Source organism: Streptomyces sp. R28, assembly GCF_041052385.1.
In the GTDB taxonomy this organism is placed as follows: domain Bacteria; phylum Actinomycetota; class Actinomycetes; order Streptomycetales; family Streptomycetaceae; genus Streptomyces.
Genome location: NZ_CP163439.1, coordinates 9,887,734 through 9,900,938 on the forward strand (window position 1 = coordinate 9,887,734; position 13,205 = coordinate 9,900,938).

A 13,205-nucleotide genomic window follows, 5' to 3' on the forward strand; every position below is an offset into this window, starting at 1 on the left:
ACTCAAGATAACCACATCAGGAGGGCTCGTGACACACACGTCCACCAACGAGGCCACGCCCGGCCTGCCCTGGGCCGGACTCCTCGCCCTTGCAGTCGCCGGATTCGTCACGGTGCTCACCGAAACCGTCCCCGCAGGCCTCCTGCCCCAGATCAGCGATGGCCTCGACGTCTCCCAGGCCACCACCGGGCAGTTAGTAACCGTCTACGCGGCCGGATCGATGCTCGCCGCGATCCCGCTGACCGCACTCACCCGCCGCTGGCCACGCCGCCCCGTGCTGCTCGTCACGGTCCTGTCCGTGGTCGCCGCCAACGCCGCCACCGCAGCCTCGCCCTGGTTCGCCTTCACCTTCACCGGCCGCCTCATCGCCGGATTGGGCGCAGGCCTGCAGTGGGCGATGATCGCCGGATACGCCATGCGCATGGTCCCCGAAGCCAGCAAGGGCAAGGCCCTGGCCATCTCCATGGGCGGCGTCCCTGTTGCCCTGGCTGTCGGCGTTCCTCTCGGCACCGCCCTGGGCACAAGCATCGGATGGCGCTCCACCTTCGCCGTCATGGCAGCCCTCGGGCTCATCGTCACTATTTGGGCTCGCGCCGCCCTCCCGCCCATCGCAGGAGAGGCAGCCCACGAACGCATGCCGGTCAAGCGGGTCCTCATGCAGCCCGGCATCATGATCCTGATGCTGGTCGCCTTCGCCTTCGAAGTCGGCCACATGAACATGTACACCTACATTGCCTCGTTCCTGTCCTCCTCCGGCCTGGAAGACCGAGTCGACGTCGTCCTGTTCGTCTTCGGCCTTGCCGCCATCACCGGCCTGTGGCTGACCGGATCCCTGATCGACCGCCACCTGCGCGCCGTCGTCCTGACCACCTTCGCCGCCTTCACCGGCGCCATGGCGCTGCTTGCCGCCCTCGGCTCCAACCCCGTCACCACGGTCGCCGCCATCGCCGTGTGGGGAATGGCCCTGGGCGCCGCCCCGACCATGCTGCAGGCCGCATCCGCCCGCGCCGCCGGCTCCGCCATGGAAATCGCCCAGTCCATGCTGGTCACGATGCTCAACGCCGGCATGGCCGCAGGGCCCTTCCTGGGCGGAGCCCTCTACGCGGCCCAAGGCACCAGCCCGCTGCCCTGGACAAGCCTTGGCCTCTTCGCTGCCGTGCTGGCCCTGTCCGCCGCACTGGGCCGCACCGCCTTCCCCGCCTCCAGCGCCGCGCCCGCGGACAGCCCCGCACCACAGGAGCAGCCCGCCGACGCCCTGGCCGCCACGTCCCGCACCTCCGGCTGACGGCATGCCGACCAATCCGGACAGCCGCCTCGCTGACACAGCCTCAGCCTCAAAGACCACCAGGTAAGGAACTCTGATGCCGTCACCGCACACTGATCCCACGACCACCAAGGTGTGGTTCATCACCGGCACCAGCACCGGTCTGGGCCGCGCCCTGGCCCACGAGGTCATCGCCGACGGCGACCGGCTCGTCGCCACCGCACGCGACACCAGCACCCTCGACGACCTGGTCGCCCTCGCGCCCGACCGGGTCCGCGCGCTGCCCCTGGACGTCACCGACCCCACCGCGGTCCGCCTTGCGGTCGACACCGCGCTCAAGGACTTCGGCCGTATCGACGTCCTGGTCAACAACGCCGGCTACGCACTGCGGGGCGGCCTCGAAGAACCCTCGGAGACCGAACTGCGCCGGCAGTTCGACACCAACGTCTTCGGCGCGCTGGATGTCACCCGGGCCGCCCTGCCGGCCATGCGCGCCCAGCGCTCGGGCTGCATCGTTCAGATGTCCTCCGTCGGCGGTGTCCTGGCAACCCTGGGCGGAACCGCGTATGCGGGCACCAAATTCGCCCTCGAAGGACTCTCCGAGGGGCTGGCTGCCGAAGTGGCCCACCTCGGTATCCACGTCCTCATCGTGGAACCCGGCCCCTTCCGCACCGACTTCACCGGCCGATCCGTGCGCTGGGCCGAGCCGATCGACGACTACCAATCCGTCCTGAACCCTGCCAAACAGCAGTTCTTGGCTATGCACGGCACACAACCCGGCGACCCCGCCCGCGCAGCCCGCGCCATCATCACAGCCACCCGGATGGAAAACCCCCCGCTGCGCCTCCCGCTGGGCGCCAACGCCATCGACCGGATCCGCGAACGACTCCAACAGCGACTGCGCGAAGTAGACGCGGTTGAGTCACTTGGCCGCCCGACCGACTTCGACTGACCACCCGACACAGCACCTTTCCCTGGCGCGAAACTGTGGCCGCTCATCGGCCCTCACCCGGCGGCCCGCAGCGCGAACTACGCACTGCTGCCGCCCACGAACGGCGCCTCACCGAGCCACCCCCGTCTCGGTGAGGCGTCTTGGCCGCTCCGCCCCCAACGCGGCGACCGGCACCGGTCACAGCGACGCGCGGCGGCTGAAGGCCGTGCGGGTCCGCACCCCGGCGAGCGCCGGACACCCGAGATCGCCCGCGAATACGAGGACCGAACGGCCGCCGAAGAGCGGGCTGAACGGGCCATGATGCTCGTGCAAGAGCAGCACTTCCCCGCCCGGTAGATCCGCCGGCTGCTCCGGGAGCACCGCGGCGCGTGGGTCCTGCCTCAATGAAGGACAGAGCGGTTCCGGGCGATGCAGATCGATATGGACAGCCACGGAACGGGCGTCGTTTGTCGACGTCCTTCGGAGTCACCTTGCAGACCTGCCACATGACCAAGGTCGATTGGTTGGGAGTCAGGTCGCGGATCTGGTGACCGGCCCCGGCGCCGGCTAGGAGCCCGAGCCGGAGGCCGTCGCAGTGGTGGCGACCGAGAAGGAGCTGACGATCGCCCCGTCCTTCTCGGACTGCTCGATGGCAGTGTCCAGCCACAGGGCGTCCTCGCCGCCCTCGGCGACCATGCGTTCGCCCAGCTCATGCACCCACACCATGCGTCCCCACCGGCAGGCGCTTCGGCGAACCGCCCCCCTTGTCGAGATGACCTGTTAGAAGTCTCAACTCGTCGGCGCAGGCGCCTCATTGGTTTCCTGTCCTGCCGTCGGCGTGCTCTGATCGGCCCGCTTGCCAATCGCGCATCCGGCCTGCCGCGTGCCCTGCGCGAAGTCGACCCCGACTTCGTCCCGCTGGACGGCACGCGCGCGGAGCGCGACCGGATCGGCGACAGCCGGGTCGACTGCTTCCACGTGCCCACGACCTGAGCGCGGTCCGGCTCACCGTCATGGGAACCGGCCCGTGGGGGACGACACCCCTCACACAGTGAGCGTCGGGGTCAGCTGAAACAAGGGGCACAACTCGCAAGGAAAGGGGGAAGACATGATCTGCGGACTCATCGTGGGTGTCACGCGCATTGAGTTGGCCTGCTTCAAGATGCGCGCTCTGTGGCCATGTGGTGACCTTGGTTGTGGAGGCTATGGCTGACCCCAGAGGAGATGGTGATATGCCTTCCATTGACAAGGCGATCGAGGACATCACGGGCGTCCGGAGCGACCTAGAGGCGGCACTTGATCCCGCCGAGCCCGACGGTGTCTACCGCGACAGCCGGGAGTGCGCCGCGCTGGCGCTGCTCTCCGCAGACACCAAGCTGCTGCTGTCCCCGCCGACCCCTCGCCCCAAGAAGGGCTAGCGGACCGACGGGAGCAGCTGAATGGAGCAGTCAGGCACTTCGGCCCTCTTGCAGGGCGCGGTGCAGGACCTTGCGTCCGACGTGGTCTCCGCCCTTCGGGGTGGAGACCACGTGCGCATGTCCGGCACGGGGGCGACGGACGACCTCGAGGGCAACTTCGCCCTCGCGGCGGTACGCGTGTTGGGAGCAGACCTGCTGCTGCCGCACGTACTCTTTCCGACTCCGCCCGCCCCGGAGGCACTTGCCGTGTTCCGCAGGACGGTGGAGGCCTTCCCGCCGCGCGCCGACGCGGCACCCACCGTCAAGTGGAGCCACTGGGCGATGAGTCGGACCCTGCGGCGGCTCGACACACCCCTGGCCGGAGCACCCGCCGGGGACCGGACCGCGGAGCCGGACGTCGCCGGCTGGCTCGACGAGGCGACATGGCAGGTGCTGACGCACCAACTCGCGGTCCTGGCCCCGCTCGCGGTGCCCGGTGAGGACTGCGCGGTGGCCCGCGCCGCCCAGCGCCGCCCGGTCGACGTGGCCCGGGGCTTCGTGCGGGCCGTGCGTCGCAGGGACTGGCAGCAGGCGGCCGGGGCGGGACGCTGGCTCACCCTGCTGGACGGGGTCCCGGACACACTCGGCCTCGCGGCGGGGCTGGACTTCGTGGAACTGATGGGTGGCAGCGACCCCCGGGTGTCCCTGCAGGTCCAGGCGGCACGGGTCATGCGGGCGGCCGGAGCGCTCGTATGACCGCCCTGGCCGCCAGGGGGATCCGAGCCGGCGAGATCCGAGAGGTGGGAGCCGCCGCGTTCGCCTGGCTGTCCGCGCACCGGGGCGACTTCGCGTTGAGCGAGGACGCACTCACCGCGGACGGCCAGGTGGACGCCACCTGGAAACCGCTCGGCGAACTGGCTCAGACCTGTGCGAGCGTACGCTCGCACACCCCGCCGTCCGATCCGCTGCACGTGTGTGCGCGGGAGCTGCTGCGGTTCGCGTGGCAGCAGACCGGCCGGGGCGAACTGTTCCTCCGGCTCCAGCAGTCGGAGCCGTTCGCGACGTACCCCCTGGAGATCTACTCCGTCTTCGCCTCGGCCGGGCTGCGGCATCCCGGATACGAGGCCGCAGCCGCCACGACGGCCCGCACCCGGGGCTGGCGGCTCACCGAGCAGGATCCGACCCGCCGGCTGGGCGTCCTGAAAGCCGAGCGGCGCAGCGGCATCCGCCGTCCGGAGCGGGACGCGGAGGTGCTGCGGCGCACCTGGCTCGGCGGACTGCCGGAACCATGGACGTTCGAGCGCTCCTCGGGGTACGCGCTCACCCACGTCGTCTTCCACCTCACCGACTGGGGCCGCACGCCCGCGGGCGTCCCCGCGGACCTGGCCGCCTACCTGGCTCACTGGTTGCCGCCCTGGCTCGACACCTGCCTGGACGCCGGGATGTGGGACCTCGGCTGCGAGCTGCTGATCGTGGCAGCGAGCCTCCCGTGCCCGCCCGACCACACGACCCTTCAGCACGCCTGGTCCCGGATCGCCCGGGCACAGCACGACTCCGGCGCTCTCCCGCAGCAGGCCCCGGTCTCCCGGGGCGAGGCCGGAGCCGACTCCGGGGGCGACGCCGCAGTGGCCCCGGAGCCGGACTTCCTTCAGTGCTACCACTCCACCCTGATGGCGGCCTTCGCGGCGGCACAGACCGTCAAGTACCTCGCCGGCGAAGGCCACGAGGACGGTGCCGAAGACCGCGCGGCGTACGTGGGCGGCACCCAGAACCGGTACAGGGGACAAGGAGTGCCCGGATGACCGACACCCGTCTGATGCACACCGTCGGCGTCCGCGCCCTGGAGTGGCTGTGGGCCCATCGCGACGGATTTCGCCTGGAGCCCGACGTCGATCCGGAAGTGGGCTTCCTGGAGCGCTTCAAACCGGTCGGTGAACTGGCCCTGATCTGCAGGGTGTTGTTCCGCGAGGGCGTGGCCGGTTCACGGCAGGCCGAACTCGCGCGCAAGCTCCTCGACCACACCTGGCGGCACACGCTGGACGGCGGCCGCATGCTGGTGCGCGGCCAGCGCATCGAGCCGCTGTCGCCCATCCCGTTCGAGGTGTACCTCCCGTACAAGGAACTCGGGTACAGCGAGCCCGAGGTGGAGCGCGCCACCGTCCTCTACCACCGGCTCGACAGCTGGGCGGCCCTCGAACTGGACCCGACCCGCCGCCTCGGACTGTCCGCGTTCCAGCGCCGCTTCGGCCTCACACCCCGCATGCCCGAGGCGGACATCGTCGGCTCGACCTGGCTGGCCCGCACCCCCGAGCCCTGGACGGTCAGCGGGCACATCGCCTACGACGTCACCCACACGGTGTTCCACCTCACCGACTGGGGAGAGCACCCCGACGGCCTGCCGCCGGACATCGCCGACTACCTCGCCATGTGGCTGCCGGTCTGGATCGACGACTGGCTGGACCTCGAGCGCTGGGACCTGCTCGGCGAACTCCTGGTCGTCGACGCCTGCCTGCCCCGCCCCACCCTGGACGAACGGGCCTGGGAGGGCTTCGCTGCCGCGCAGCAGCCCGACGGCGCCATGCCCGCCGTGCGGACGATGCCCGAGGGCGAACCGGACGAGGTGTTCGACATGATCTACCACCCGACTCTGGTCGCCGCCTTCGCCTCGGTGCTGGCCACCTCCCGCGCCCTCACCGAGCTGACGCACGCCCCCTCATGACCGGCCCGTCCACGCCCTGGCCGGGCGCCGAGGAGGACAGGGACCACTCCCTGAAGGGTGGCGGCCTCGGCACCGACGACACCACCTTGCGGGCGCGGCTGGAGAGCGCCGTCGGCGCCATCGACGCGCCCGACGTCGTCTTCGCCGTGTCCCGCTCCGGCCGCCGCACCCTGCACTGCGGTGGCACCGCCCCACCCCCACGGGTCCCGCGGCAGGACCTGCGCTACGAGATCGGTTCGGCCTCCAAGGCGTTCGCCGGCCTGCTGCTGGCCCAGCTCATCCAGCGCGGCGTGCTGACCGGGGGTGAGCCGGCCGCCGCCTGCCTGGACCCGGGCCGGCGCAGGGACGCGGACCCGGTGACGCTCGCCCACCTCATCACGCACACCGCCGGACTGCCCGCCCTGCCGGCCGACTTCTACCCGCGGGCGCTGCCCGCCTGGCGCACCAACCCCTACGGCCGCTATCCGGCCGAGCGGGTGGCCGACGCCTTCCTGCGCCACCGCACCCGGCACCGGCCCGGCACCCGGTGGCACTACTCCAACTTCGGCGTCGCCGTGCTCGGCCACGCCGTCGCGGCAGCGACCGGCACGGCGTGGGAGGAGTTGCTCGGCGCGCACGTGCTGCGACCGTTCGGCCTGAGCGGCACCGCATTGCGGGCGGAGGACCCGAAGACCGACGCCGTCGGGCACGGCAAGGACGGCCGTACGCCCACCCTCGCCTTCGACGCGGGCGGCTTCCAGGCGGCGGGCGCCGTCCGCGCCACCCCGCACGACCTGCTGACGTTCCTCGAAGCCCACCTCGACCCGGACGGCTCCCCGTCGGCCGACGCCCTGCGGGCGGTGCGCACCCCCGTGCTCCGACGTGGCCCGGGACACCGGCACGTGCACACGATGGCGTGGTTCCGGCATCCCACGAACGGTGGACCGATGTACTTCCACAGCGGGGCGACCCTCGGCCAGCAGGCCTTCCTGGGCTTCCGGCCGGACACCGGCACGGCCCTGGTCGCCCTGTGCACCCGCCGCTTCCGCGCCCGCGACCCCTTCGTCGCCACCGCGTACGCGCTCCTCGCGGAGGAGTAGTCCCCGCGGAGCGGCCGGTGCGGAGCCGAGCCCCGCACCGGAAGAGTCCTACGGCGTATGGCTCCTAGGACCTGTGACTCCCAGGACGTACGACTCCTACAACCGCTGCCACAGGGCCGGAGTGGAACTCGGCGACCACGCGCCCTGCGCCTGGTGGGTCTGCACGCACTGGTAGCGCACGCCCGCGTGGGTCACCGTCGTGCCGGCCTCGTAGACGCGGCCCGCGGCCCATGTCTCCGCCGCGTCGTTGTCCTCCGGAGCGGGAGTTCCGGCCTGGCCGGACGCGGTCTTCAGGACGAGCCCGAATTCGCTGAGGATCGGGTTGATCGGCTGGTAGAAGGTAGTCCCGCCGTCCGTGCAGTCGCCTGAGCCGCCCGAAGTCACGCCCTGTGCCTGGGAGCCCGAGACGTACGGGCCGCCGGAGTCACCCGGCTCGGCGCACACGGTCGTCTCGGTCACGCCGTTCACGGTGCCCTGGGAGTAGCTGACACTCGTGTCGTGCTGCTCGATGGTGCCGCAGTGCCAACCGGTGGTGGAACCGGAGCGGCAGATCGACGCCCCGACGAGCGCCTGGACCGAGCCGGCGACCTGCGTCCGCTCGCCGTCCTCGCCCTCCACGTCGGCCGTGGCGGTCCAGCCGCTGTTGACGCCTACCCAGGACATGTCCTTGCCGGGGAACGTGGAGGCCTGGAACGTGCCCTGTTCGGCCATGTTGGAGCCCGCGGTCGTGTCGCCCTTGGTCCCGCAGTGGCCCGCCGAGGCGAAGCCCTGCTGCTGGTCCTTGGTGACGGAGAAGCCGATGGAGCAGCGGGCGGTGCCCTCGATGTAGTAGGCGTCGCCGCCGACGAGGTCCGCCAGCAGCCGGGGCCGTTGCGCCGACAGGCGGACGCCGACGCCCTTGCCCTGGAGGCCGGCGGCCTTGATGAAGGCGGTGGCGGCCGAGCGCTTGGTCGCCTGGACGACGACCCGGTTCGTGGGTACGTCGACGTACCAGACCGGTGTGTCGCGCGTCTTGACGCGGGCGGCGGCCGTGTCCAACTCCTTCTTGACGGCCTGGAGTTCGGCCAACGGCTGCTTGACGACCGCGGCCTGCGCGCCCTGGGCCTTGATGGCGGACACGTCGGCGGCGTGCGTGGTCGCGACGGTGAGCTCCGCGGAGGTCGCCCCCCGCAGCCAGGCCCCCGCGAAGTGCTCGCCCAGGGCGTTGCGCAGGCGTCCCGCGCGGACGCCCGCCTCCGCCTCGTTGACCAGCCGCTCGGCCGCCTGACCGGGCTTCAGCTTCAGGTCACGCTCCAGGGCGCGCAGCACCGCCGCCGACGGCCGGTCGGCGCCGAGCGTCTGTGCGGCGGTGGACGCGGGCGGCGGGTCGGCCGCGGCGGCCGAGGTGACCCCGGTGAGGACGAGTGCGCCGAGAGCGGTCAGGGCGGCGCCGCGGCGACCTGCCGCGGTATGTCTGCCGAGCATGCGATGTACCTCCATCGAGTACGAGTGGGATGTCGACCAGCTCAAGGCCTTGACGGAAAGGCGTGCACCGATGCCGTGAGAGACGTTTTTTCGCGCTTTGGGGGGCTCCGAGTGGTGCCATGTGCATCACTCGGAGCCCCCCGGCCCCCGCTCCCGTGCGGGACACCAGACTTTCATCGTTCGTTTTCTTGAATGATTCGTGTTTAGCGAGGTAGGTTGTCCCCATGACCGCATCCCAGACCCCGACCCCAGCCGAGGAGCTGCGCGGTGCCGGCCTGCGGGTGACCGCCGCGCGTGTCGCGCTGCTGGAGGCTGTCCGGGCCGGTGACCACCTCGGCGTCGAGGCCATCGCCTCCGGGGTGCGTGATCGCGTAGGCCATGTCTCCCTGCAGGCCGTGTACGAGGGCCTCCACGCACTCACCGCGGCGGGACTCATCCGCCGTATCGAACCGGCCGGCAGTCCGGCCCGGTTCGAGGGTCGTGTCGGCGACAACCACCACCACGTCGTGTGCCGGTCGTGCGGTGTCGTCGCCGACGTCGACTGCGAGGTCGGCGAGGCGCCGTGTCTGACCGCGTCCGACGACCACGGCTTCGCCATCGACGAGGCCGAGGTCATCTACTGGGGCCTGTGCCCCGACTGTTCCACCGCCAGCAGTGCACCCCAAGCACTGTGAATCACCTAGTTCGGAAGGTTTCCCATGGCTGAGAACCCCGATGCGATCGTTACTGACGCGAAGACGGAGGGCGCCGGTGGCTGCCCCGTCGCGCACGATCGCGCCCCCCACCCGACGCAGGGCGGTGGCAACCGTCAGTGGTGGCCGGAGCGGCTCAACCTGAAGATCCTGGCCAAGGACCCTGTCGTCGCGAACCCGCTCGGCGGGGAGTTCGACTACGCCGAGGCGTTCCAGGCCCTTGACCTGGCGGCCGTGAAACAGGACATCGCCGAGGTGCTGACCACCTCGCAGGACTGGTGGCCCGCCGACTTCGGCAACTACGGCCCGCTGATGGTCCGTATGGCCTGGCACAGCGCCGGCACCTACCGCATCAGCGACGGCCGCGGCGGTGGCGGCCGTGGTCAGCAGCGCTTCGCGCCGCTGAACAGCTGGCCGGACAACGGCAACCTCGACAAGGCCCGCCGTCTGCTGTGGCCGGTCAAGAAGAAGTACGGCCAGTCCATCTCCTGGGCCGACCTCATGATCCTCACGGGTAACGTCGCCCTGGAGCAGATGGGCTTCGAGACCTTCGGCTTCGGCGGCGGCCGCGCCGACGTCTGGGAGGCCGACGAGGACGTCTACTGGGGCCCCGAGACCACCTGGCTCGACGACCAGCGCTACACCGGCGACCGCGAGCTGGAGAACCCGCTCGGCGCCGTCCAGATGGGCCTCATCTACGTCAACCCCGAGGGCCCCAACGGCAACCCGGACCCGCTGGCCGCGGCCCGCGACATCCGCGAGACGTTCCGCCGCATGGCGATGAACGACGAGGAGACCGTCGCCCTCATCGCCGGTGGTCACACCTTCGGCAAGACCCACGGCGCCGGCCCGGCCGACCACGTCGGCAACGACCCCGAGGCCGCCTCCATGGAGGAGCAGGGCCTGGGCTGGAAGTCCACCTACGGCACCGGTAAGGGCGGCGACGCCATCACCTCCGGTCTCGAGGTCACCTGGACCACCAAGCCCACCCAGTGGAGCAACGACTTCTTCGACATCCTCTTCGGCTACGAGTGGGAGCTCACCCAGAGCCCCGCCGGCGCCAACCAGTGGGTGGCCAAGGACTCCGAGGAGATCATCCCCGACGCGCACGACGCGTCGAAGAAGCGTCGGCCCACGATGCTCACCACCGACCTCTCGCTGCGCTTCGACCCGATCTACGGTGAGATCTCGAAGCGTTTCCACGAGAACCCGGACCAGTTCGCGGACGCCTTCGCCCGCGCCTGGTACAAGCTGACCCACCGTGACATGGGCCCGAAGTCCCTGTACCTCGGCCCGGAGGTCCCGGCGGAGACGCTGCTGTGGCAGGACCCGCTGCCGCAGGCCGAGGGCGAGACCATCGACGCCGCCGACGTCACGGCCCTGAAGGCCAAGCTCCTCGACTCGGGCCTGACGGTCTCGCAGCTGGTCTCCACCGCGTGGGCGTCGGCCTCGACGTTCCGCGGCAGCGACAAGCGCGGCGGTGCCAACGGCGCCCGTATCCGCCTGGAGCCGCAGCGCGGCTGGGCGGTCAACGACCCGGACGAGCTCGCCCAGGTCCTGCGCGTCCTCGAGGGCGTCCAGGCCGAGTTCAACTCCGGCGCCAAGAAGGTCTCCCTGGCCGACCTGATCGTCCTCGGCGGTGCCGCCGGTGTCGAGAAGGCCGCCAAGGACGCCGGCGTCGACGTGGAGGTCCCCTTCACGCCGGGCCGTGTGGACGCCACCGAGGAGCACACCGACGTGGAGTCCTTCGCCGCGCTGGAGCCGACCTCGGACGGCTTCCGCAACTACCTCGGCAAGGGCAACCGCCTGCCGGCCGAGTACCTGCTGCTCGACCGTGCCAACCTGCTCACCCTGAGCGCCCCCGAGCTGACCGTCCTCGTCGGCGGCCTGCGCGTCCTCGGCGCCAACCAGGGCGGCTCGACGCACGGCGTCTTCACCGACACCCCGGGCAAGCTGACCAACGACTTCTTCGTCAACCTGCTCGACCTGGGCACGGAGTGGAAGTCGACCTCCTCGGACCAGACCACCTTCGAGGGCCGCGACGCCGCCACGGGCGAGCTGAAGTGGACCGGCACCCGTGCCGACCTCGTCTTCGGCTCGAACTCCGAGCTGCGCGCGCTCGCGGAGGTCTACGCGAGCGACGACGCGAAGGAGAAGTTCGTGAACGACTTCGTCGCGGCGTGGGTCAAGGTCTCGAACCTTGACCGGTTCGACCTCGTCTGATCCGTTCCGAGCATGACGTCCAGGCCGGCTCGCAGGGGTCGGCCTGGACGTCGTCGTTTGCGCGCAGGAACCTCACCCGGCGCACCTTTCACAGAACGCACACCGAGCTCCATCAGCTCTTTAATTTTCAAAAGATAGGCTCGCCGGACAGGGGAGTGGCCGACGGCGGCCCACCCGCCGCGCCACTCACTCCTTCTCTCCCCCCACCAGCACAGGAGACTCGGCGTGCATGACGGCGACGTAGTGGTGATCGGCGGCGGCTATGCCGGCGTCCGTCTGGCGAAGCGACTGGACACGACGGCGCGGGTCACGCTGGTGGACCGCAAGGAGGTCTTCTTCCATCGCATCGCCTCCCTGCGCGCCGGCGTGCGCCCGGACTGGTCCCACAGCCCGTTCATCCCCTACGACCGGCTGCTGCGCAACGGCCGGGTGGCCGTGGGCAAGGCGGTCCGTATCGACACCGCCGAACGGCAGGTCATGCTCGCGACGGGGGAGCGGCTCCCGTACGACGTGCTGGTGATCGCCACCGGCGCCGACTACCCCGAACCGGCCCGCTTCTCCGGCACCACCACCGAGGAGGCGGTGAAGTCCTTCGCCACGCACCAGCAGCACATCGCCTCGGCGGAGCACATCCTCGTCGTCGGCGGCGGGCCCTCCGGGGTCGAGCTCACCGCCGAGATCCGCCTCGCCCGGCCGGACGCCCGCGTCACGCTCGCCCACTCCGGACCGGAGCTGCTGCACTCCACGGGCAGCGCACGGGCCGGGCGCAAGGCGCGCACCTGGCTGGAGTCCCATGACGTGAACGTGTGGCTCGACGCCTTCATGTCCCCCGGCAACGACTTCGGCACCTACCGCGACGCCGCCGGAAACATCATCGAGGCCGACCGCTCCTTCTGGGCGACCGGCACCACGCCGAACACGCTCTGGCTGCGCCTGGCCGGGCACGGGGACTGGCTGAACGAGGCGGGACACGTGAGGGTCGACCAGGCACTGCGGGTCCAGGGATGGCTGGACGTGTTCGCGGTCGGCGACGTGAACGACGCCACCGAGGTCAAGATCACCCCGGCCGCGCTGGCCCAGGCGGACCTGGCCGCCCACAACATCCGCGCCTACCTGAACAGCGGCGGCAAGCACCGCAAGGAGCCCCGCTTCTACCGGCCGGTGCACCGCACCCCGCTCATCGTGCCGTTCGGCCCGGCCGACGGAGTGACCATGCTGCCCGTCCCGGGCGGCGAAACGGCGGTCCTCGGCAGCCGCACCACGACCATCGCCAAGGCGAAGACCCTCATGACCCCGTACATGCGACGCCAGCTGGGCTACACAGCGGCGTGAGGGGACGGGGCGGGCCGGCCCCGCCCCGGCACGCCGGTACCCGCATGTGTGCCGTATCGAAGCCACCGTGCCGGGGTACCCGGAGCCTTTCCAGCCCGCCCCGG

Annotated in this window: 12 protein-coding genes and 1 pseudogene; 11 read left to right on the plus strand and 2 right to left on the minus strand. The window is 70.9% G+C overall.

From position 1 onward, the window contains the following. Positions 1–28: 28 nt before the first annotated feature. Both AB5J49_RS43390 and AB5J49_RS43395 read left to right on the plus strand, forming a co-directional pair. On the plus strand, positions 29–1,285 hold the full coding sequence (locus AB5J49_RS43390) for an MFS transporter (protein WP_369174373.1): 1,257 nt from the start codon (positions 29–31) through the stop codon (positions 1,283–1,285). Positions 1,286–1,361: 76 nt separating this feature from the next. Next, complete coding sequence (locus AB5J49_RS43395; RefSeq protein ID WP_369174374.1) at positions 1,362–2,216, plus strand: oxidoreductase; 855 nt, start codon at positions 1,362–1,364, stop codon at positions 2,214–2,216. 546 nt (positions 2,217–2,762) lie between these two features. Here the strand turns inward: AB5J49_RS43395 and AB5J49_RS43400 are convergent. Continuing rightward, on the minus strand, positions 2,763–2,921 hold the full coding sequence (locus AB5J49_RS43400) for a hypothetical protein (RefSeq protein ID WP_369174375.1): 159 nt from the start codon (positions 2,919–2,921) through the stop codon (positions 2,763–2,765). Positions 2,922–3,035: 114 nt separating this feature from the next. Here AB5J49_RS43400 and AB5J49_RS43405 point away from each other — a divergent pair. The 6 genes and pseudogenes from AB5J49_RS43405 to AB5J49_RS43430 form a co-directional block, all read left to right on the plus strand. After that, positions 3,036–3,164: pseudogene (locus tag AB5J49_RS43405) on the plus strand (IS5/IS1182 family transposase); the annotation flags it as partial. 263 nt (positions 3,165–3,427) lie between these two features. After that, positions 3,428–3,613 (plus strand): hypothetical protein, encoded by a 186-nt coding sequence (locus tag AB5J49_RS43410; RefSeq protein WP_031482330.1) that lies wholly within the window; start codon positions 3,428–3,430, stop codon positions 3,611–3,613. Positions 3,614–3,634: 21 nt separating this feature from the next. After that, entirely contained in the window at positions 3,635–4,348 is a 714-nt protein-coding gene (locus AB5J49_RS43415) for a hypothetical protein (RefSeq protein ID WP_369174376.1), read from the plus strand. Next, on the plus strand, positions 4,345–5,394 hold the full coding sequence (locus AB5J49_RS43420) for a hypothetical protein (protein ID WP_369174377.1): 1,050 nt from the start codon (positions 4,345–4,347) through the stop codon (positions 5,392–5,394). Before AB5J49_RS43415 ends, AB5J49_RS43420 begins: the two co-directional genes overlap by 4 nt. Then, positions 5,391–6,311 carry a hypothetical protein gene (locus AB5J49_RS43425; protein ID WP_369174378.1) on the plus strand — a complete coding sequence of 307 codons (921 nt, stop codon included), beginning with the start codon at positions 5,391–5,393 and terminating at the stop codon, positions 6,309–6,311. Before AB5J49_RS43420 ends, AB5J49_RS43425 begins: the two co-directional genes overlap by 4 nt. Further along, a complete protein-coding gene (locus AB5J49_RS43430) occupies positions 6,308–7,390 on the plus strand; it encodes a serine hydrolase domain-containing protein (protein WP_369174379.1) in 1,083 nt (360 codons plus the stop codon). Before AB5J49_RS43425 ends, AB5J49_RS43430 begins: the two co-directional genes overlap by 4 nt. A 96-nt stretch (positions 7,391–7,486) precedes the next feature. On the opposite strand, the gene AB5J49_RS43435 is transcribed toward AB5J49_RS43430, so the two are convergent. Then, complete coding sequence (locus AB5J49_RS43435) at positions 7,487–8,854, minus strand: alpha-lytic protease prodomain-containing protein (RefSeq protein ID WP_369174380.1); 1,368 nt, start codon at positions 8,852–8,854, stop codon at positions 7,487–7,489. Between the two features lie 224 nt (positions 8,855–9,078). Between AB5J49_RS43435 and AB5J49_RS43440 the strand changes: the two genes are divergently transcribed. From AB5J49_RS43440 to AB5J49_RS43450, 3 genes are all read left to right on the plus strand, one after another. After that, positions 9,079–9,528 (plus strand): Fur family transcriptional regulator, encoded by a 450-nt coding sequence (locus tag AB5J49_RS43440; protein ID WP_369174381.1) that lies wholly within the window; start codon positions 9,079–9,081, stop codon positions 9,526–9,528. Between the two features lie 24 nt (positions 9,529–9,552). Further along, the gene (katG, locus tag AB5J49_RS43445; RefSeq protein ID WP_369174382.1) at positions 9,553–11,769 is read left to right on the plus strand and encodes a catalase/peroxidase HPI; all 2,217 of its coding nucleotides are present in this window, start codon (positions 9,553–9,555) and stop codon (positions 11,767–11,769) included. 225 nt (positions 11,770–11,994) lie between these two features. After that, on the plus strand, positions 11,995–13,101 hold the full coding sequence (locus AB5J49_RS43450) for an NAD(P)/FAD-dependent oxidoreductase (protein ID WP_369174383.1): 1,107 nt from the start codon (positions 11,995–11,997) through the stop codon (positions 13,099–13,101). Positions 13,102–13,205 lie beyond the last annotated feature (104 nt).

Coding starts and splice junctions, on each gene's coding strand:
- katG (WP_369174382.1), top strand. CDS start 9,553: ATGGCTGAGAACCCCGATGCGATCGTTACTGACGCGAAGACGGAGGGC.
- AB5J49_RS43395 (WP_369174374.1), top strand. CDS start 1,362: ATGCCGTCACCGCACACTGATCCCACGACCACCAAGGTGTGGTTCATC.
- AB5J49_RS43400 (WP_369174375.1), bottom strand. CDS start 2,921: ATGGTGTGGGTGCATGAGCTGGGCGAACGCATGGTCGCCGAGGGCGGC.
- AB5J49_RS43430 (WP_369174379.1), top strand. CDS start 6,308: ATGACCGGCCCGTCCACGCCCTGGCCGGGCGCCGAGGAGGACAGGGAC.
- AB5J49_RS43440 (WP_369174381.1), top strand. CDS start 9,079: ATGACCGCATCCCAGACCCCGACCCCAGCCGAGGAGCTGCGCGGTGCC.
- AB5J49_RS43410 (WP_031482330.1), top strand. CDS start 3,428: ATGCCTTCCATTGACAAGGCGATCGAGGACATCACGGGCGTCCGGAGC.
- AB5J49_RS43425 (WP_369174378.1), top strand. CDS start 5,391: ATGACCGACACCCGTCTGATGCACACCGTCGGCGTCCGCGCCCTGGAG.
- AB5J49_RS43415 (WP_369174376.1), top strand. CDS start 3,635: ATGGAGCAGTCAGGCACTTCGGCCCTCTTGCAGGGCGCGGTGCAGGAC.
- AB5J49_RS43420 (WP_369174377.1), top strand. CDS start 4,345: ATGACCGCCCTGGCCGCCAGGGGGATCCGAGCCGGCGAGATCCGAGAG.
- AB5J49_RS43435 (WP_369174380.1), bottom strand. CDS start 8,854: ATGCTCGGCAGACATACCGCGGCAGGTCGCCGCGGCGCCGCCCTGACC.